Below are 20526 nucleotides of genomic sequence, written 5' to 3' on the forward strand. Positions count from 1 at the left end.
TGCCTCTGCGCTCGTCTTTCACTATCTTTCCAGAAGAAAGGAGGCGGCTCGGCACTGTCAAATGTCGAAAACTTCGTTTTTCGTTTGCCTCTGCGCTCGTCTTTCACTATCTTTCCAGAAGAAAGGAGGCGGCTCGGCACCGTCAAATGTCGAAAACTTCGTTTTCCATTTGCCTCTGCGCTCGTCTTTCACTATCTTTGTACCCCATATATTTAATAAAGTAGAGAGATGAAAATAGAACAAATCATATCCGATGCCGCCGCCAAGGCCGTGAAAGCCTTGTATGGAGTCGACGCGGCCCCCGGGACGACCAATCCCCAGAAGACGAAAAAAGAGTTCGAAGGCAACCTTACCCTCGTGGTCTTCCCCTTCTTGAAGGCCTCGCACAAAGCTCCCGAAGCTACGGCTCAGGAGATTGGCGAATACCTGAAGGAGCATGAACCTGCCGTTGCCTCGTTCAACGTAATCAAAGGGTTCCTCAACCTGGTTATCGCTCCGGCGTTCTGGAGCGAGATGCTGCACCACATCGACGAGGAGGCTCAATTCGGTATCCGCCAGGCTGCCCCCGATGCTCCGCTCATCATGGTCGAATACTCTTCGCCCAACACTAACAAGCCGCTGCACCTGGGTCACGTACGTAACAACCTGCTGGGATACAGCCTCTCGAAAATTCTGCAAGCCAACGGCAACCGGGTGGTGAAGACCAACATCGTGAACGACCGGGGTATCCACATCTGCAAGTCGATGCTGGCCTGGGAGAAGTGGGGCAACGGCATCACGCCCGAAAAGGCCGGCAAGAAGGGCGACCACCTCATCGGCGACTTCTACGTGCTCTTCGACAAGCACTATAAGGAGGAGCTCAAAGAGCTCGAGGCCAAGGGCATGACGGCCGAAGAGGCCGAAGCCGCATCGCCCCTCATGCAGGAGGCTCGCGAGATGCTGCGCAAATGGGAGGCCGGCGACCCCGAAGTACGTCGGGTTTGGGAGATGATGAACAACTGGGTATATGCCGGATTCGACGAGACGTATCGCCGTCTGGGTGTAGACTTCGACAAGATCTATTACGAGTCGCAGACCTACCTCGAAGGGAAGGCCAAAGTGCTCGAAGGTCTCGAAAAGGGGCTCATGTTCCGCAAGGAGGACGGCTCGGTATGGGCCGACCTGACGAACGAGGGCCTGGACCAGAAACTGCTGTTGCGCAGCGACGGCACCTCGGTCTACATGACCCAGGACATCGGCACGGCCCAACAACGCTTCAGGGACTTCCCCATCGACAAGATGATCTATGTGGTGGGTAACGAACAAAACTACCACTTCCAGGTTCTCTCCATACTGCTCGACCGGCTCGGCTTCAAATGGGGCAAAGACCTGGTGCACTTCTCCTACGGCATGGTAGAGTTGCCCGAGGGCAAGATGAAGTCGCGCGAAGGTACGGTAGTCGATGCCGACGACCTGATGGACGAGATGATTGACACCGCCCGCGAGACCTCGGCCGAACTGGGCAAACTCGACGGCTGTACCCCTGAAGAGGCCGAAGAGATTTCGCGCATCGTAGGCCTGGGTGCCTTGAAATACTTTATCCTGAAGGTAGACCCCCGCAAGAACATGACTTTCAACCCCAAAGAGTCGATCGACTTCAACGGCAACACGGGGCCCTTCATCCAGTATACCCACGCCCGCATCTGCTCGGTGATGCGCAAGGCTGCCGAAGCCGGTATCGACTACCACAGCGTAGATACCAGCCACGTAGAGCCTACCGAGAAAGAGATTTCGCTCATCCAGCACCTGGCCGACTTCCCCTCGGTCGTAGCCGAGGCCGGTCGCATATATAGCCCCTCGCTCATTGCCAACTACGTGTACGACCTGGTCAAGGAGTACAACCAGTTCTACCACGACTACGCCATCCTGCGCGAGGAGGATGCCCAGGTACGGGCCTTCCGCCTGATGCTCTCGGCCAACGTGGCCAAGGTCATCAAGACCGGTATGGGTCTGCTCGGCATCGAGGTGCCCGACCGTATGTAAAGAACAACAACCTTTTAAAACCAGACAGATATGGAAAACTCGTATGATTCGTATAAATCGACAGCCACCTCATCGGTGTTGTCGACCGTGATGCGCAAAGTATATGTGCGCATGTTCCTGGCTCTCGTGGTGACTGCCTTCACGGCACTCTACGTAGCCTCGTCGCCCGCCTTGCTGACCACCATTCTGGGCAGCCGGGCCATCTTCTTCGGCCTGATGATTGCCGAGCTGGCTGTCGTGTTCGTCCTCTCGGGCATGCTCCACAAGCTCAGCACCGCTACGGCCACCCTGCTCTTCTACCTCTACGCCATACTCAACGGCGTGGTATTCTCGTCGATATTCGTGGTGTATGAGTTGGGCTCCATCGCCTACACCTTCTTCATCACGGCCGGTGTATTCGGTGCCATGAGCGTGTACGGCCTGGTGACCAAAAACGACATGACCCGATTCGGCAGCTACTGCGTGATGGCCCTCTTCGGCCTCATCATCGCTACGGTAGTAAACATCTTCGTAGCCAGCAGCACCCTCGACTGGATTATCAGCTTCGTGGGTGTAGCCCTCTTTATCGGCCTCACCGCCTGGGATACGCAGAAAATCAAAAACGCCGCCTACGAAGTAGAGTCCTCGCAAATGGGCAAACTGGCCACCATCGGAGCCCTGTCGCTCTACCTCGACTTTATCAACCTGTTCCTCTATCTGCTCCGCTTCTTCGGCCGCAGCAACGATTAAGGGAACAACCTGAACAAGCTATCTAAACAGACACGATATGACACAACCCTTTTTCATCTACAATACGCTCGACCGTAAAAAGGAGGAGTTCAAACCGCTGAACCCGCCCTATGTGGGCATGTATGTATGCGGTCCCACCGTCTACGGCGACGCGCACTTGGGACACGCCCGTCCCGCCATCACCTTCGATGTGCTGTTCCGTTACCTCAAGCATCTGGGGTATAAAGTGCGCTACGTGCGCAACATCACCGACGTGGGTCACCTCGAAAACGATGCCGACGAAGGCGAAGACAAAATCGCCAAGAAGGCCCGCCTCGAGTCGCTCGAGCCGATGGAGGTGGTACAATATTACCTCAACCGCTACCACAAGGCCATGGAGGCCCTCAACGTGCTGCCCCCCAGCATCGAGCCGCATGCCTCGGGACACATCATCGAACAGATCGAATACATCAAGAAGATTCTCGAGGCCGGCTACGCCTACGTGAGCAACGGCTCGGTCTACTTCGACGTGGTGAAATACAACAAAGACCACCACTACGGCAAACTGTCGGGCCGCAACATCGACGACCTGCTCAACACTACCCGCGAGCTCGACGGGCAGAGCGAGAAGCACAACAGCTTCGACTTCGCCCTCTGGAAAAAGGCAGCCCCCGAGCACATCATGCGCTGGCCTTCGCCCTGGAGCGACGGCTTCCCCGGCTGGCACCTCGAGTGCTCGACCATGAGCACCAAGTATCTGGGCGAGGAGTTCGACATCCACGGCGGCGGCATGGACCTGCTCTTCCCCCACCACGAGTGCGAGATTGCCCAATCGGTAGCCGCACAGGGTCACGAAACGGTGCACTACTGGATGCACAACAACATGATTACCATCAACGGGCAGAAGATGGGCAAGTCGCTGGGCAACTTCATCACCCTCGACGAGTTCTTCACCGGCAACCACAAGCTGCTGCAACAGGCCTACTCGCCCATGACCATACGCTTCTTCATCCTGCAGGCCCACTACCGCAGCACCGTCGACTTCAGCAACGAGGCGCTGCAAGCCTCTGAAAAGGCTCTGCAACGCATGCTCGAGGGTTGGAACAACCTGGCCAAAATCACGCCGAGCGACACCTCGACGGTCGATGTCAAGGCTATCCGCGAGCACTGCTACGAGGCCATGAACGACGACCTGAGCACGCCTATCGTCATCTCGCACCTCTTCGAAGCGGTGAAGATCATCAACACGGCGCTGGCCGGCGAAGCCAAACTGACGGCCGACGACATCGCCCACCTGAAGGAGACCTTCTCGACCTTCCTCTTCGACATCATGGGTATCCGCGAGGAGGCCAAGGCTTCGGACGAAGGTAACGAGGCTTACCACAAAGCCGTAGACCTGCTGCTCGACGTACGTAAGGAGGCCAAGGCCCGCAAGGACTGGAGCACCTCGGACTACATCCGCGACAAGTTGACCGAAATCGGTTTCGAAATCAAAGATACCAAAGAGGGCGTGGAGTGGAAACTGAAATAACCGCACGCTCGACCGAACAAAATAATAACGCCCGGGGCCGTTGCCCCGGGCGTTATTTGTATAGCATCGTCGTGGAAGAGAGGCGCGGCACCGAAGCCGCTCCGCCCCACGGGCCTATTTCTGCATTTCGGCCACGAACTCGTTGGCCTTGGCCACCGCCTTGGTGATGTGGTCGCAGATGTGGTCGTCGCCGATGAGGCGGTCGATATTGGCCTTTTTCAGCGTCTCGTGTACCTGGGGATTGACACCCGAGAGAATCACATGTATCTTCTCCTTCTGCGACGAGGTAATCAGAATCTCGAGGTTGTGCAGGGCCGTGGAGTCGATGAAGGGCACCTTGCGCATGCGGATGATGCGCACCAGCGGACGGTCGGCCATACTGCGCATCAGCTCGTCGAACTTGGTGGCGATACCGAAGAAGAAGGGGCCTTCGATTTCGTACACCTCTACCCCCGGGGCCACCTTCAGCACCTCGTGCTGATTCGACTCGGTGCCGTGGGCAATGTCGAGCTCGTCGTGGAATACCGAGATTTTGGTCGTCTCGGTCATCCGGCGCAGGAAGAGCACTACGGCCAGCAACAGACCTATCTCGATGGCAATCGTCAGGTTGAAGATGACGGTGAGCAGGAAGGTGATGATGAGCACCGATACGTCCGACTTGGGGTTCTTCAGCAGCGAGCGCACCGTGCGCCAGCCGCTCATGTTATACGAAACCACAATCAGCACACCGGCCAGGCACGACATGGGCACCAGCCGGATAAGCGGCATGAGGAAGAGGAATATCAGCAGCAACACCACGGCGTGTATCATGCCGGCTACCGGGGTGCGGCCGCCGTTGTTGATGTTGGTCATGGTGCGGGCAATGGCACCGGTCACGGGGATACCGCCGAAGAAGGGCACCACGATATTGGCAGCCCCCTGGGCTATCAGCTCGGTGTTCGAGTTGGTCTTGTCGCCGGTCACACCGTCGGCCACGGTAGCCGAGAGCAACGACTCGATAGCCCCCAGCACGGCGATGGTGAAGGCCGGAGAAAGGAGTTGGTTGATGGTATCCATGTTGATATTGAGCGACTGCGGCTCGGGCACTTCGCTGCTGATGTTGAAGCGGTCGCCAATCGTCTCGATACCCTCAATGCCCCAGACATTACGGAGGATATAGACCAGTACCGTCATCAGGATAATGGCCATGAGCGAACCCGGTATCTTGTTGGAGATACGTGGCGTATAGGCGATGATGAGGATACTGAGCACCCCGATGCCCAGCGACCAGAAGTTGGTGGTATCGATGTGCTGGAAGTAGGCAATCCACTTCGATATGAAGTCGGCCGGCACACTCTCCATCGTGAGCCCCAGCAGGTCCTTTATCTGTGTGGCAAAGATGGTGAGGGCGATACCGCTGGTGAATCCCACCACAATGGGATAAGGTATGAACTTGATGATGGTTCCCAACCGGAAGCAGCCCATGAGCACCAGAATCAAGCCCGCCATGAAGGTAGCGATGGCCAACCCCTCGAGACCGTAGGTCTGTATGATGCCGTAGACAATGACGATAAAGGCACCGGTAGGCCCGCCTATCTGCACGCTGTTACCGCCCAGAAACGAAACCAGGAAGCCACCGATGATGGCTGTAATAAGACCCTTTTCGGGCGATACCCCCGAGGCGATACCAAAAGCGATGGCCAGTGGCAGTGCCACGATGCCCACAATGATACCGGCCATGAGGTCTTTCAGAAATCTCTCTTTGGAATAGCTGGCCAACGAAGCCACGAACTTCGGGTGAAAATCCAATCTGCTTTTCATCTTTCTTTACCTATATATAATACCTGTTATTATCCTCTTTTTCTCAACAGAGGTCACTCGATAGCAACACCGGCAAGCCCGGCAAAAGTGCGACTCAAGCGAACCGGCATTCGCGCCGGTTTGAAAAACAGCGGCAAAATTAACTCTTTTTTATGATTCGAACGGTATGTTTGTTGAAAAAAATTAAAATAGAAAAGGGGGCGATAACTCGCGGATGGTCGACCCGACGAGCCTTGCCCCCTGAAGGGAAAAGATAGTTACTACGCGATAAAATGCTTAATAGATAATGAGCAGACCCTTTTGAGCCGTACCTTCGAGGAGTACCAGATAGGTACCGGCCGTAAGAGTATCGGTCGAGAGGGTATCGCCCTCGGCCCGCAACGACTGGCTATCGACCAGCATACCGTTCACCGAATAGATGTCGAACCGACCGGTGCAACCGGCGTTGACCCGGCTGCCCTGCCTGACCGGATTGGGCGAAAACAACAGGTTGTCGACCTTGACCGAGGCAATGCCCGACGTGCTGTTGTCGACCAGCGAGAGGGTGTTGGTACTCTGGGCCAGGTTGAGCAGAGGTACCTCGGCGCTCAACGGAGCATAAATCTCGAGGCTCGAGCGCAACATCTTGCCTTCGGCTACGGCGGCCAGCTCCTCGGCATTCATACCCGAGCGCCAGAAGAAGAGCTGACGGTACTGAGCCTCTGCGGGGGCTGCACTTCCACCCAAGGCAAAGCGTTTCACCACGAGCTTCTCGGCCAACTGTCCGGCATGGACACCGTCGACATAGAGCTGGGTCATACCCCAAGCATAGTAGTGGGTGAGCGAAACAGTGTGCCAGCTACCGGCCGTGAAGGCTACGGTCGAAACAATCTCCCCACCCAGCGGCGAGCGATAGACCAGGTTGCCGCTCTCGTCGACAACGAGGCGACCCATACCGCTTTCATTCTCGAACGAGGCCAGTGTACCGGCCGAAGCGGCATTCACCTCGAACGAGAGAGTAAAGGGGTGAACAATATTCTCGGGCGTGAATTCGATATGCTGTGTAGAGGTAGCCGTACCCAGTTCAAAGGCCGTGCTCTCCTGACGCTCCGGGGCCTCCTTGCCGGCATCGAGGGCATCGAAGAGCGAAGGTACGATGGCGTAGGAGAACTCGCGGTGACCGTCGGAGTTGGGGTGAGCGCCATCGCTCTCGATGGCTTTGACCCAGCGGCCCGAACCGTCGTCGACAGCACCCAGCATGTTGACCGAGGGAACCGTCCATTGCTGGATGGTGAGGTTGAGGTTTTTCAAAATCTCGTAGTCGTCGGCATTGAAACCGGCATTGGCATAGTTGTTGGCCATGACGGGAACGATGCCTACCGAATCGGCCTGATGGATGAGCTGCTTCATACCCTTCTCGTAGTTGATGGCCGCCTGTTGGGTAGGTGTACCGTCGTTGCGCTCGTTACCGAGCGAGAGGCCGTAGAAGACGTAGCGGCCGCAGTCGCGCAGCAAATCGCGCTCCCAACGGTCGAGCACCATCTGGGTCGTGTTGCCGCCTATCGAAATGTTGGACGAAATCCAATCCCGACCGATACCCTGTTGTGCCCGTTGTTCCAACAGGTAGGCATACATGTAGGCATAGCCATAGTTGTTGGTAGCACCGGTACCGTAGCATACCGACGAGCCCATGAACGAAATCTTATACTCGTCAATCTCCTTGCACGACTCGGGATAGGGCTTCTCGATGTCGGGACGCTCCATCGGTTCGTCGGTCTCGTGAATCTCTATCTTGTCGATATTGGGTCCACTGTTGCGGCACGACTCGGTAAACGAGATGGTGTTGAGCCCCTTGTCGAGCCAGACAAGTACCGAAGTTTCGGCTGTGGGCAGCTGGTCCCAGCCGCCTTGCGATTTGTTCACGTTGATGTAGATTTTGGCGTAGTTGTTGGTCTGTATGTCGAGCGGACGACCCATCGGGTCGTTGGTGAATATCTTCAATTCGTAGGGACCCTCTTCGGGAATATCGATGCAGGTAAACTGCAGAGCCGAGTTGGTATCCTTGTTGAAGTCGCCCACGTAACGGTCGTTCGACATACCTTCGAGCGTCTTCACCTTGAGGGTACCCGACAGGTGGGCATACTCGGCCTCCAGCACGATAGGGAAACCCTCGTGAGGTACGGGCAGCGGCGTTTCGGTCGTTTCGAGAATCTCGAACTTGTCGAGGTTGGGACCACCCGACGTCGTGGGATAGGGTGTAATCTTGATGTTGTTCTTGCCGGCAGCCATATAGACGAGCACGCTCGTGGTCTCGGCCGGCGGCGTATCCCATTTGGCCGTACCCTTTACCGAACACTCTACCTCGGGGTAGTTGTTTACCTTGACGGTGAAGCGGCGCGTGCCGTTGCAGTTGAAATAGGTTTTGAACTCGTAAGTCCCGGCCTCATCCATCTCGACATCGTGAAAGAAGAGGTAGCTGCCGGGATCGTTGCCACCGACATATTTGCCTCCCGAGAAGCCATCGACCGACTTGACTTTAGCCGGAGCATGAACCGAGTCGGCATTCTCGGCCTCCAAGACAACAATCGGATTTTGTGCGCACAAGCCAACAGCGGCACACAAAGAGAGGAGCAGAATCCCCGCTTTTTTCTTGAAGTAAAACTGGTTTTTCATGTGAATATACTATTATTATAATAATAAGGATTTCAAGCACTACTATTGTGACACAAAAAGAGAGTCCTACCCTTAGCCCCGACAGCAAATTTTTTTTATTCGTTCTGTCGAGACGGACCATCGGCCACACCCGCCACTTGCACGAAAGAGTCTCAGCTTCACACCCCCCAAAAACAGACACACCCCCAGCCACGGCCTTTTGTCCGTGACAGGGGGTGCGATAAAAGTTGCTATCTGTACAGGCTATGTGCAACGGGTCCGACACTCGAAACCCGAGGCTCGAGCCGTTATCAGAGTTTCTTGGTATAAGCCCGACGGCGCTTGTGCTGATGACGCTCGAAGTATTGCCACTGCGACTGCACCTTCTCGTTCTCCTCGAGTTCGGGATTGCTCTCGGCATACTTGTACCCGTTGCGGATAAAGACCGGTATCAAGTCGGAGAAGAGAAGAGCATTGACACCCTTGCTCTGATAGTCGGGGCGCACGGCCACCAACAACAGGTCTACGACATCGTTCTTTCCTTTCAAAGCCTTGAGCAAAGGGACAAACCCGAAGGGGAAGAGGCGGCCTCTCGATTTCTGCAATGCTTTCGACAACGACGGCATGGCAATACCCACGGCCACGAGATCGTCGTGCTCATCGACAATAAGCGTCACATTCTCAAGGCGCAACACCGGGATATACATGTTGACGTAGTAATCGATCTGCCGTTGCGAGAGTGCCGAATAACCGTAGAGTTCGGCATAGGCATCGTTGATAAGGTCGAAAATCTTCTGTCCATATTTTCCCTTATGAATCTCCGACACCTTTTTGAACTTGAGGATACGCAGATTGTACTTGCGCTGCACGATGTCGCTGATGCGTTGGTGCTTCTCGGGCACACTCTCGGGCACCTTGATTTTATACTCGACCCAGTCGACGGCCTTCTCATATCCCATACCCTCGATGTGGTCGACATAGTAGGGATAGTTGTAAATCGAAGCCATGGTACCCAGCTGGTCATATCCCTCGACCAGCAGCCCTTCGGGGTCCATATCGGTAAACCCGAGGGGACCGTGAATTTCGTTCATTCCCTTGGAACGGGCCCAATTCTCCACGGCGTCGAAGAGCGCCTTGCTCACCTCGCGGTCGTCGATAAAATCGACAAAACCGAACCGAGCTGCCTTCTCGCCGGTCTTTTCGTTGACTTTGCGATTGATGATACCGGCTATACGTCCCACGGGCTTACCGTCGCGATAAGCCATGTAATAGACCGATTCGCAAAAGTCGAATGCCGGATTGCTTTTTGCACTCAACGTGCCCACCTCGTCCAGGACCAGTGAGGGCACATAATACTCGTTGCCCTCATACAAATCGATCGAGAACTTGACAAAATTCTTTAGAGCACGATTCCCGGCAATTTCCTTAATTGTGATTGACATGATGTTTATAATTTCAGCAATTTATTCCTATGCGCTTGCCTCCGCTTCTACTCCTTGATTCCGTAGGCAAGGTCGCCCGCATCGCCCAGCCCCGGCACTATGTAGGAGTGGTCGTCGAGCTGGTCGTCTATGGCTCCCACCCACAAGGTCGTGTCGTCGGGGAAATGTTGTTTCACATAATCGATGGCCTGCCGACTGGCAATGACCGAAGCCACATGCACGCTCTTGGGGGTACCTTTGGTAAGCAATGCCTTGTACGACAACTCCATGGAACCACCGGTAGCCAACATGGGATCGGTGATGACGAGTACCTTGCCATCGAGACGAGGCGAGGCAATATACTCGATGAAGATGTCGAAATTGAGTTTGTCCTTGTATTTACGATACGCCGATACAAAAGCATTTTCGGCATCGTCGAGACAACTGAGGAATCCCTGGTGGAACGGGAGACCGGCTCTCAAGATCGTAGCCAGCACCACCGTATCGTCGGGCAGATTGACCCGTGCGGTTCCCAGCGGGGTGGTTACCTCTTTTTCGGAGTAATGGAGGCGATGGCTTATTTCGTAAGCCATGATTTCGCCAATGCGCTCGAGATTCCGACGAAACCGTATCCGGTCATTCTGAATGTTCACATCCCGTAATTCGGCCATGAACCGGTTTACTACCGAGTTTTTCTCGGCAAAATTGATAACTTCCATACTTTTCTGTTTTTTGCCGAAGAGCAAAAGTACGTATAAATTTTGTTTTAGAAAATTATAAATTGTTTTTTCTCCTGTTTGCCCTAAAAAAAGCGCCTTTTTGCTATGCCGGCATAGCGATTCGGGGTATATTTGTAATAAATACAAACAATTAGCGAAAATTTTCTTTAATTACATCGCTACTTGTAGAATTTGTTTTTAATTTTGCAGTCGGTTTTCATGGACTAAGAATACAAATAAACATTTTATAAACCATTAAATTCAAGAACAATGGCAACATTAGATTTAAGCAAGTATGGTATTAAAGATGTAAAAGAGATTTTACACAATCCTTCTTACGAAGTGCTGTTTGAGGAAGAGACCAAAGCAGGCTTGGAAGGCTACGAAAAAGGTCAGGTAACTGAACTTGGTGCTGTGAATGTAATGACGGGTATCTATACCGGTCGTTCTCCCAAAGATAAATTCTTTGTAATGAATGAAGCCAGCAAGGACACTCTCTGGTGGACCAGCGACGAATATAAAAACGACAACAAACCTTGCTCCGAAGCTGCTTGGGCCGATTTGAAAGCCAAAGCCGTAAAAGAACTCTCGGGCAAGAGACTGTTCGTGATGGATACGTTCTGCGGTGCCAACCCCGCTACTCGTCTGAAAGTACGTTTCATCATGGAGGTTGCATGGCAAGCTCACTTCGTTAAGAACATGTTCATCCGTCCTACCGAAGAGGAACTGGCCAACTACGGCGAACCCGATTTCGTATCGTTCAACGCTGCCAAAGCCAAAGTTGACAACTACAAAGAACTGGGCTTGAACTCCGAAACCGCTACGGTATTCAACTTGAAGACCAACGAGCAAGTAATCTTGAACACCTGGTACGGTGGTGAGATGAAGAAAGGTATCTTCTCGATCATGAACTACCTGAACCCCCTGAGAGGCATGGCTTCAATGCACTGCTCGGCCAACACCGACAAAGAGGGCAAGAGCACCGCTATCTTCTTCGGTCTCTCCGGTACGGGTAAAACCACGCTGTCGACCGACCCGAAACGTCTGCTCATCGGTGATGACGAACACGGATGGGACAACGACGGTGTATTCAACTACGAAGGTGGTTGCTATGCCAAGGTTATCAACCTCGACAAAGAGAGCGAACCCGATATCTACAACGCCATCAAACGTGACGCCCTCCTCGAGAACGTAACGGTTGACGCCAACGGTAAGATCGACTTCGCCGACAAGAGCGTAACGGAGAATACCCGTGTATCGTATCCTATCTACCACATCAACAACATCGTTAAACCGGTATCGAAAGGCCCGCACGCCAAACAGGTTATCTTCCTGTCGGCCGACGCATTCGGTGTATTGCCCCCCGTTTCTATCCTGAACGCCGAGCAAACGAAATACTACTTCCTCTCGGGCTTCACCGCCAAATTGGCCGGTACCGAGCGTGGTATCACCGAGCCGACTCCTACTTTCTCGGCTTGCTTCGGTGCTGCCTTCCTTTCGCTGCATCCTACCAAATATGCCGAAGAGCTGGTTAAGAAGATGGAAATGGTCGGTGCCAAGGCTTACCTCGTAAATACGGGTTGGAACGGTACGGGCAAACGTATCTCGATCCGCGATACTCGTGGTATCATCGACGCCATCCTCGACGGTTCTATCGACAAGGCTCCGACGAAAGTTATCCCCTACTTCGACTTCGTTGTTCCTACCGAATTGCCGGGTGTTGACAAGAACATCCTCGACCCGCGCGACACTTATGCCAACGCTGCCGAGTGGGATGAAAAAGCCAAAGACCTGGCAGGCCGCTTCATCAAGAACTTCGCTAAGTTCGAAGGCAACGCCGCTGGTAAGGCTCTGGTTGCTGCCGGCCCGAAACTCTAATCGAAAATCGATTAACTCCAATAAAAACCGAGGCTACTCCACACGGAGCAGCCTCGGTTGCTTTTTAAATACATCTGATTCAATACGGGTTCCTCTTGCCGGCCCGGTAACGGCTCTCACACGAGTGCCGCTACAAACTCATAGATGAAGTAGCCGCAGAGCGATACCTTGATCACTACACCCAGCAGGAAACCCACAAAGGCTCCCAGCCCTGCCCTGAGGGCTTCGTGCGTGAGCTTGCCACCCAACAGTTCGCCTGCGATAGCCCCCACCAGAGGGCCCAGAATGATACCCCACGGCGGGAAGAAAAACATGCCTATCACCGTGCCGGCTATGCAGCCGCGATTGCCCCACTTGCTGCCACCCCCGTATTTGGTGCCGATGAGCGGGGTGAAGTAGTCGAGCACCTGCACCACAATGACCAGGATGGCCCACACAACCAGTTGCGTGACAGTAAACTGCACCCGCTCGGTAATGTGCAGCAACAACATACCCACATAGGCCAGCGGCGGCCCGGGCAGTGCGGGAAGAAAACAGCCGGCCAGCCCCACGAGCAGGCACAAGGCTCCCAAAACAATCCATACAATATCCATATCGTTCTTTCGGTTTTAAGGGTTATGCTCGTCCCCTCCGTCCGGCAAATCGGGTAAGCGACCCAACCGTCGAGGCGGGGACTTTCACAAGCAAAGATAGCATAAATGGACGACGAAACAAATTCTACGAAACGGTATCTCCGCTCACATTCAAGCGATTCCGTCGGGAAAATGAAGCCGCGAACATTCATTTTACGGACGGGGATTCCGATTTTCTCCAAAAAAAGAGTATCTTCGTAAATTGATAAAATACAAAAAGAGAAGATACGATGAACGAAGAGTGGCTGTCGCGAACCCGCCTGCTGATGGGCGATGCCGCCATGGAGCGGTTGCAACGCGCCCATGTTATGGTGGTGGGTGTTGGAGGCGTGGGTGCCTATGCGGCCGAGATGATTGCCCGGGCCGGCGTAGGCCGCATGACCATCGTCGACGGCGACACGGTGGCCGAGAGCAACCTGAACCGCCAGCTCGTAGCGCTGCACAGCACGCTGGGGCGACCCAAGACCGAGGTGATGGCCGAGCGGCTGCTCGACATCAACCCCGAGTTGCAGCTCACCGCCAAACAGCGATTCCTCGAAGCCGACGACATCCCGGCCCTGCTCGAGCGGGAACCGGTCGATTTCGTAGTCGATGCCATCGACACCCTGGCGCCCAAGATTGCCCTCATCACCTATTGCCTGCGTCACAAGGTGCGCATCGTCTCGTCGATGGGTGCAGGTGGCCGCAAAGACCCGTCGGCCATTCGCCTGGCCGACATCGCCGACACCTATCACTGTGGACTGGCCCGGGCCGTAAGGCTGCGGCTGCGCAAGGCAGGCATCACCAAGGGACTGAAAACGGTATTCTCGACCGAACAGGCCGACCCGCACGCCGTCATAGCCGTAGAGGGCGAGCGCAACAAGAAGTCGACCGTGGGCACCCTGTCGTATCTGCCGGCCCTGTTTGGCTGCCATCTGGCCAGCTACGTGATACGAAAACTTACGGAATCATGATAGAGATTAAAAACATACACAAGAGCTACGGCTCGCTCGAGGTGCTGAAGGGAATCGACGCCACCATCGAGCAGGGCGAAATTGTTGCCATCGTAGGAGCGAGCGGCGCCGGCAAGACCACGCTGCTGCAAATTGTCGGTACCCTCGACAAGCCCGATTGCGGCGAGATACGCTACGACGGCAAGCGGGTAGACAACCTGCCCGACCGCGAGATGGCCCGATTCCGGAACGGACACATCGGGTTTGTCTTCCAGTTTCACCAACTGTTGCCCGAGTTCTCGGCCCTCGAAAATGTGATGATACCCGCCCTCATCGGCGGACGCAACAGCTCGGAGGCGGAGCGGGAGGCCAAGCGGATACTCGACTTTCTGAGTCTGGGCGACCGGCTGGCACACAAACCGGCCCAACTCTCGGGCGGCGAGAAGCAGCGGGTGGCCGTGGCCCGGGCCCTCATCAACCGTCCCTCGGTAATTCTGGCCGACGAACCCTCGGGCAGCCTCGACTCGAAAAACAAAATCGAGCTGCACAAGCTCTTCTTCGACCTGCGCGACGAGTTCAAGCAGACCTTCGTCATCGTCACCCACGACGAGACACTGGCCCAAATGACCGACCGCATCCTCTTCATGAAAGACGGCTCTATCGTGGAACCGGCCGGGAAGGAGGAGGCCGAGGTATGAAACGACACGTCGCCCGTCGCTGGTGGCTGCTCGCCGTGCCGTTGCTGCTGTTGACGGCCTGCGAGAAGGAGGAGGATCTCTACGGCATCTTCTATGCCGACATCGTCACTTGCCACCGGGGCAACGAAGGGACCTACTTCACCTGCCAGGCCACCGACTCGTCCCCGATGGATACCCTCTGCCCCATCGGCGCGGTAGACGAGAGCCGCACGGCCGAAGGGGTGCGCGTGCTGCTGCAATACCGCCCCGTCGAGGAGTTGAGCACGACCCGCAAACGGATAGAGGTGCAGGCCCTCTCGGCCATCCACTTCGATACCCTGCGGCTGGTCTCGCACGAGCGGATGACCGAGTTGCCCGACGATACCCTCTACCTGCAAAGCATCTGGAAAACGGGCGATTTCCTCAACCTGCGCTACCGTATCGACTACCACAGCCAGCCGCACAGCATCATGCTCGTAGCCGACGAATCGACCCTCGAGGGCGATACCCTCAAGGTGGAGCTGCGCCACAGCCGCAACGACGACCCCGAGGGACACTGGAGCAACCTCTACTCGTCGTTCAACATCGAGGGGTATCGCAACCGCCCCTACACCACGCTGCAAGTATATGTGAACCAAGTAAATTTCAATTATAAATATTATTATTTCAAACTAAACTGACATCATGGAAGAGAAAAAAGAGATTCAAATAGAGTTGTCGGCTGCCGTAGCCGAAGGTACCTACTCCAACCTGGCCATCATTTCGCACGCTCCGTCGGAGTTTGTCATCGACTTTATCCGGGTAACTCCGGGCGCTCCCAAAGCACCGGTGAAATCGCGCATCATCCTCACGGCCGAGCATGCCAAACGGCTGCTCTTCGCCCTGCAGGACAACATCCGCAAATATGAATCCCAGTTCGGTCCCATCCAGATGAACGACCCGCAACAACGGGGCGGAGGCATGCCTCCCTTCATGGCTCCCGGCGGCGAGGCTTAATCGACTTGCAGGCGGGCCGCTACCCGGTCTGCCTGCCTTTGTATCACCCTCTAAAAGACGACCACATGAACATCACCCTGCAACAATGGCTGGCGCGGCAGCCCTATACCCTCACCACCGACAGCGACCGCTACTACACGCGACTGGCCAACCGGCTGTACGACGAGATAAAACAATCGCCGCTGAAGACGCGCTGGAGCGACGACGCGGTAAAATCAATCTGCTGCGACCTCGTGGGCTACTTTGCCGACATCCTGTCGGGCACCGGGCTGTGGGCGGCATTCGTGGCCCAGCACCAGGCTTTCTACGGGCGTACACTGCCCTTCTTTACCCCCGAAGCCTACTACGAAGGCGAGGTGAACCGCGACGACGTGCGGGTGCTGCTGTGGTATCTGTCGGCTGCCTACGGCAACGAACACGAGGTGCTGTCGCCTCTCGATGCCGACCTCATCGCCACGGCCGACCCCATCTACAATCTGCTTGAGAGCGAATACGAAACGGCACCCGACTCGCCGCTGCTGCAAGAGTTTTGCCAACCCGAACTGAACGATACCTCCGACCCCGAGGCGCGGTACCGCTTTGCCGAATGGCTCTTTTGGGAATCGTTCCTGCTGGGACCGTCGAACCGCTCACTGGCCCGCCAACTGCTGCACGAGGTGCACAGCAAACCGAATCACACCGACAAAGAGAAACTGAACCGACTCGAAAAACTGCGCCGCGAGTCGCTCTACACCCTGCCGGCCGGACCGCTGGCCCTCTTTGCTCACGAATGGGTGTCGCTGTTGTGGCAACACACCCTGCCCGAAGAGCTCGAAGAGCAGAAAGAGCTGCACCCCTATTACCAGCAGTTCACCCAATCGACGGGCGGCAGCCCCGTGAAGTATATCGGCTCGTATGCCGAGCTCGACCGCTTCCTCACCGAAGGGATGCAATGGGGCGAGACCGAAGGCGGACACCTGTCGCACCTGGCTCACAAAAAGAATTTCGTCCTCTACGTAACTCCCTATAAAGGGATGCTGGTGGCTTCGGATATTGCCCAATACATAGCCGACCCGGCCAACCCCTGGTACAACCCCGAGGAGGCCCGCAAAGGGGCCATATCGCTGCTCACCGTGCCGGGACGTTGCCCCGTAGACCTGCTGCTCTACCTCTGCTCGCACGGCTTGCTGCCCGATGCCTGCTTTGCCGACGGCAACCCGCAGCTCGTGGCCGATAATTGGGATTTCATAGCCCGCTGCCTCCTGCAGGATTACTACCGGGCCGTGTAAACACTGAATTGCCTCATTCTGTTTTCTGCCCCTGCGACAGGTGCAGAATGCGCTGGTTGCTGCTGCCCCTGAAGGGTAGCGTGGGATCGAAGAGCGACTGCACGAAGGGGCCGTCGACCAGCGTGTCGATATACTCGAGGCAAGGTCGCCGGGCCTCATCGTCCAACAGCACCTCGTAGGTATAGCCCGTATAACACCAGATATTCAAACCCGTCTCGGCCTTGAGGCGCCGCAACAGAGCCAGCAGGGCCGGCGGATTGTAAAAGGGGTCGCCCCCCGAGAGGGTAATGCCGTCGAGCAACGGATTGGACCTGATTTCGGCGATGATGCGATTGAGCAAGGCCTCGGTGAGCGGCTCGCCCGCCCGGGGATTCCAGCTGCCGGCATTGTGGCACCCCCGGCAATGGTGCGTACAGCCGGCCAGATAGATGGAATAGCGTACCCCGAAACCGTCGGAGATGGTCTCGGGGTAGACATTGATCAGGTGCAGTGTTTCCATTTACTTGTGTTTTACCCGGTCGCGCTCTTCGGCCTGCTTGGCCGAGTTCCACGACTCGAGGCTGCCGGTGAGGTAGCCGGTAATGCGACGCATGCGCGAGATGTTCTCGCTCTTGCACACCGGGCATTGCGTATAGATGACACCCCGGTAGCCGCACGCACGGCAGGTATCGACCGGGTGGTTTATCGAACCGTAACCGATGCCCTCGTCGTGCATCACCTTCACGATTTTCAAGATGACCGATACATTCTTCTTCGCCTCGCCGTCGAGCTCGACATAGGTGATGTGTCCGCCCCGCGTAATGGCGTGGAAGGGGGCCTCCTTACGGATCTTCTCGACGATGGTCACCGGCTCCTTCACGTCGATGTGGAACGAGTTGACGTAGTAGTCGCGGTCGGTCACGCCGGGGATAACCCCGTAGCGCTTGCGGTCCAGACGGGTGAAGCGACCCGAGAGACCCTCGGCCGGCGTGGCCAGTACCGAGTAGTTGAGCCCATAGCGGCTCTTGTACTCCTCGACCACGTTGTTCATCACCATCACGGCATCGTAGAGCGTCTGCCAGGCCTCCTCGTTGCGGGCATGCCCCTCGCCGTAGATGGCACACATGGCATTGTGGCCGCCGATAAAACCGATGCCCAGCGTACCGCTATTGATTACGTCGCCCACCTCATCGTCGGGATTCAGCCGTCCGCCACCCTTCCACACGTCGTTACCCATCATGAAAGGGAACTGACGGGCGAGAGCCTTGCGCTGATACTCGTACCGCTCGTGCAACTGCTCGGCAATCATCGAGGCGGTGGTGCGCACCTTCTCGAGAAAGAGGATACGGGCCTCGCGGCGGATGGCGTGCTTGTCGCCGTCGGGGTGCAGCTCTTCGGCCTCGCGACGCGCCTCGATGGCCAGGCGCGGCATATTCATCGAGGTAAAGGAGAGGTTGCCCCGCCCCCACGAACTCTTCGCACCGTGCAGGTTTTCAAACACCCGGGTACGGCAACCCATCGTGGCCACCTCGTAGCGGAAGCGGTCGGGGTCGTCGGCCCGCCAAAGTTCGTTCCGGTTGTAGTCGGTATCGAGAAATACGAAATTGGGAAAGAGCGAAGTGGCCGTGGTCCGGCACGACTCGAGCAGCAGGTCGAAGTTGGGCGCCTTGAATGGGATACGTCCCGCCATCGCCCCCTCGAAGTCGGCCATCGCCGCAGCATAATCCTCGTCGCTATACGATACCCCATTCTTCACCTTGAAAATCTGTATCGGGAAGACCGGCACCTCGCCGTGGCCCAACCCCTCGGTTGTAGCCGAGAGCAGCTCGCGTATGACCATGCGCCCCTCGGGCGAGGTATCGGTACCGTAGTTTATCGAACTGAAAACCACCTGGTTGCCACCCCGCGAGTGCATGGTGTTGAGGTTGTGCACCAATCCCTCCATGGCTTGGTGGGTATCCTTGCGGGTAGTCTCGTAGCTTTGTGTCCAGGCGGTGCGCAACTCATTGGCCGAGAGAGTCAGGCCCAGAGTCTGCAGGCGGTCGGCCAGTGCAGCCTGTTGCACCTCCGTATCGGCTATCGAGGCGACCGAGTCGGCTATCGCCTCTCGCAGCGACGGATGGTCGCTCTCGCCATGCAGGCGCAAGATGAAGTCGATGGCCGTCTCGAGATGTTTGCGGAAACTCTTCAGCACCCCCGGTGCCATGAAGTGGTCGAAAGCCGGGATGGCCTGCCCGCCGTGCTGCTCGTTCTGGTTGGTCTGGAACACGATAGTGGCCAGCGTGGCGTAGCTCTGTATCGACTGAGGCGTGCGCACGGTTCCGTTTTTGGTATGGAAACCGCGGTTGAAAATATCCTCCAGGTCGTACTGCACGCAGGTGGCCGTCTTGGTGGGATAGTAGTCGAGGTCGTGGATGTGAATGTCGCCCTCGCGGTGCGCCCGCCCGTAGCGCACCCCCACCAGATACTTGTAGGCGTAATCCTTGGTCACCTCCGAGGCGAAGGTCATCATCTGCCCGGCCGGCGTATGCGACGACATGTTGGCGTTGCTCAGGTTCACGTCGTTCTTCTCGACAGCCACGATGCCGTCCATCACCTGCTTCATCGAGGTGCGTTTCTCGCGCTCCTTGGTGCGCCACTCGCGATAGATGATGAAGCGCTTGGCCACCGAAGGGTTGCGCCGCATCAGATGGCGCTCGACCAGATCTTGAATCTCCTCGACCGAAATCTCGCTCTTGTCGATGGCGGCGGCCACCTCGCCGGCAATCTGTTTCACCGCAGTTTCGTCGTCGATACCATCGGCCCGATAGGCCTTGGCAATAGCCCGCTCGATTTTGGCAATCGAGAAACTCTCTTGGGCACCATCGCGCTTGGCAATGGTAATGCCTGCATAATCCATGTTGATAAGTTGTTTAGGGTTGGATACTGCGGACGTCTCCTCGAACGTCCTTTTGCTTCTCTCTCACTCCGGCAGGTCTTCTGGCTCTTCCCTGCCCCGATGACGCCTTCCCGACATTACAGAAACAGATTCTCGTCAGTGGCTCGTGTCACGGGACTTTCACAGGAATTACAGCAGCGGGACTGCTCGGGATTCTCACCCGATTCCCTTTTTATCGACACCATCGTACAACGGGGCCGAACCGGAATGCGGGTACAAAGTTACACAAATTCGCGATAACCAAACAACAAATTTCGAGACAAAAGTTTCCTTTTTCGGGAAACTTTTGAAAACCAGAATAGAAAAAAGTTTCCTGAAACCAGCAACGAATAGAGGCCCATACCAACTCCCATATGGAAACTATACTGCTATAAAACAGCAAAAAAGGCATCTA

16 protein-coding genes and 1 riboswitch are annotated in these 20526 nt (G+C 55.9%); of the genes, 9 read left to right on the top strand and 7 right to left on the bottom strand.

The features are described 5' to 3' along the window. The first annotated feature begins 228 nt into the window (after positions 1-228). From argS to cysS, 3 genes are read left to right on the top strand one after another with little or no spacing between them, the layout of a single operon-like run. Positions 229-2022, top strand: a complete 1794-nt coding sequence (gene argS, locus Q1K76_RS07565; protein ID WP_087407952.1) for an arginine--tRNA ligase — start codon at positions 229-231, stop codon at positions 2020-2022. Between the two features lie 30 nt (positions 2023-2052). Beyond that, entirely contained in the window at positions 2053-2751 is a 699-nt protein-coding gene (locus Q1K76_RS07570) for a Bax inhibitor-1/YccA family protein (protein ID WP_087407951.1), read from the top strand. Positions 2752-2788: 37 nt separating this feature from the next. Beyond that, entirely contained in the window at positions 2789-4261 is a 1473-nt protein-coding gene (gene cysS / locus Q1K76_RS07575) for a cysteine--tRNA ligase (RefSeq protein WP_087407950.1), read from the top strand. Between the two features lie 114 nt (positions 4262-4375). On the opposite strand, the gene sulP is transcribed toward cysS, so the two are convergent. From sulP to upp, 4 genes are all read right to left on the bottom strand, one after another. Continuing rightward, positions 4376-6061: a SulP family inorganic anion transporter gene (gene sulP / locus Q1K76_RS07580; RefSeq protein ID WP_087407949.1), complete on the bottom strand. Its 1686-nt coding sequence runs from the start codon at positions 6059-6061 to the stop codon at positions 4376-4378. Between the two features lie 276 nt (positions 6062-6337). Continuing rightward, positions 6338-8713: a GDSL-type esterase/lipase family protein gene (locus tag Q1K76_RS07585; protein WP_300132268.1), complete on the bottom strand. Its 2376-nt coding sequence runs from the start codon at positions 8711-8713 to the stop codon at positions 6338-6340. A 290-nt stretch (positions 8714-9003) separates the two neighbouring features. After that, a complete protein-coding gene (locus tag Q1K76_RS07590; RefSeq protein ID WP_258326867.1) occupies positions 9004-10134 on the bottom strand; it encodes an N-acetyltransferase in 1131 nt (376 codons plus the stop codon). Between the two features lie 47 nt (positions 10135-10181). Continuing rightward, a complete protein-coding gene (gene upp / locus Q1K76_RS07595) occupies positions 10182-10832 on the bottom strand; it encodes a uracil phosphoribosyltransferase (RefSeq protein WP_087408044.1) in 651 nt (216 codons plus the stop codon). Between the two features lie 270 nt (positions 10833-11102). Between upp and pckA the strand changes: the two genes are divergently transcribed. Further along, entirely contained in the window at positions 11103-12710 is a 1608-nt protein-coding gene (pckA, locus tag Q1K76_RS07600; RefSeq protein WP_087407945.1) for a phosphoenolpyruvate carboxykinase (ATP), read from the top strand. 116 nt (positions 12711-12826) lie between these two features. On the opposite strand, the gene Q1K76_RS07605 is transcribed toward pckA, so the two are convergent. Then, complete coding sequence (locus tag Q1K76_RS07605) at positions 12827-13303, bottom strand: DUF456 domain-containing protein (RefSeq protein ID WP_258326870.1); 477 nt, start codon at positions 13301-13303, stop codon at positions 12827-12829. 269 nt (positions 13304-13572) lie between these two features. Between Q1K76_RS07605 and Q1K76_RS07610 the strand changes: the two genes are divergently transcribed. The 5 genes from Q1K76_RS07610 to Q1K76_RS07630 all read left to right on the top strand — a co-directional run bounded on the left by Q1K76_RS07610 (position 13573) and on the right by Q1K76_RS07630 (position 17215). Then, a complete protein-coding gene (locus Q1K76_RS07610) occupies positions 13573-14295 on the top strand; it encodes a tRNA threonylcarbamoyladenosine dehydratase (protein WP_300132271.1) in 723 nt (240 codons plus the stop codon). Beyond that, entirely contained in the window at positions 14292-14972 is a 681-nt protein-coding gene (locus Q1K76_RS07615) for an ABC transporter ATP-binding protein (RefSeq protein ID WP_087407942.1), read from the top strand. Before Q1K76_RS07610 ends, Q1K76_RS07615 begins: the two co-directional genes overlap by 4 nt. Next, a complete protein-coding gene (locus Q1K76_RS07620; protein WP_087407941.1) occupies positions 14969-15631 on the top strand; it encodes a NigD-like protein in 663 nt (220 codons plus the stop codon). Before Q1K76_RS07615 ends, Q1K76_RS07620 begins: the two co-directional genes overlap by 4 nt. Positions 15632-15635: 4 nt before the next feature. Continuing rightward, positions 15636-15947: a DUF3467 domain-containing protein gene (locus tag Q1K76_RS07625; RefSeq protein ID WP_087407940.1), complete on the top strand. Its 312-nt coding sequence runs from the start codon at positions 15636-15638 to the stop codon at positions 15945-15947. Between the two features lie 65 nt (positions 15948-16012). Continuing rightward, positions 16013-17215: a DUF3843 family protein gene (locus tag Q1K76_RS07630; RefSeq protein WP_300132286.1), complete on the top strand. Its 1203-nt coding sequence runs from the start codon at positions 16013-16015 to the stop codon at positions 17213-17215. A 13-nt stretch (positions 17216-17228) separates the two neighbouring features. Here Q1K76_RS07630 and nrdG read toward each other — a convergent pair whose 3' ends face one another. Both nrdG and Q1K76_RS07640 read right to left on the bottom strand, forming a co-directional pair. Next, positions 17229-17714, bottom strand: coding sequence for an anaerobic ribonucleoside-triphosphate reductase activating protein (nrdG, locus tag Q1K76_RS07635; RefSeq protein ID WP_087407938.1), 486 nt, complete (start codon positions 17712-17714; stop codon positions 17229-17231). Beyond that, a complete protein-coding gene (locus tag Q1K76_RS07640) occupies positions 17715-20093 on the bottom strand; it encodes an anaerobic ribonucleoside triphosphate reductase (protein WP_300132288.1) in 2379 nt (792 codons plus the stop codon). A 52-nt stretch (positions 20094-20145) separates the two neighbouring features. Continuing rightward, a riboswitch (cobalamin riboswitch) is annotated at positions 20146-20354 on the bottom strand. Positions 20355-20526: the final 172 nt, after the last annotated feature.

Source organism: uncultured Barnesiella sp. (assembly GCF_946496565.1).
Classification (GTDB): domain Bacteria; phylum Bacteroidota; class Bacteroidia; order Bacteroidales; family Barnesiellaceae; genus Barnesiella; species Barnesiella merdigallinarum.